Raw genomic sequence first — 382 nt, 5'->3', positions numbered from 1 at the left:
CTGCTTGAGACGGTTGAAGCAGCGCTCAACGACGTTGCGGTGGCGGTAGGTGCATCGGTCGAAGCCGGGCGGCCGGCCGCCCCGTGTGCCGCGGTTCAGTCGGCCGAGGATCTGATCGACGCGTTCGGGAATCGTGTGCGGGATGCCGCGTCGTCGCAGGCAGGCACGGATCCTTCGAGAGCTGTAGCCCTTGTCGGCAACCACGCGGTCGGGCCTGGTCCGCGGATGCCCGGGCCCGACTCTGGGCACGCTGATCGAGCCCATCACCTGCTCGAAGCGGGTACAGTCGTTGGCCTGGCCGCCCGATAAGACGAAGCTGAGAGGACGGCCGAGTCCGTCGCAGGCCAGGTGAACCTTCGTGCTCAGTCCACCACGGGATCGG

General features: G+C 67.8%; 1 protein-coding gene. It reads right to left on the bottom strand.

Annotated features, from left to right (window positions below; genetic code table 11):
• The coding region (locus IG78_RS47400) for a transposase (RefSeq protein WP_157856080.1) at window positions 1-382 on the bottom strand (382 nt) is incomplete at both ends.

Origin of the sequence: Streptomyces aureocirculatus (assembly GCF_000720475.1) — a bacterium.
Lineage (GTDB): Bacteria > Actinomycetota > Actinomycetes > Streptomycetales > Streptomycetaceae > Streptomyces > Streptomyces aureocirculatus.
This window is presented reverse-complemented; position numbering and strand designations above follow the sequence as displayed.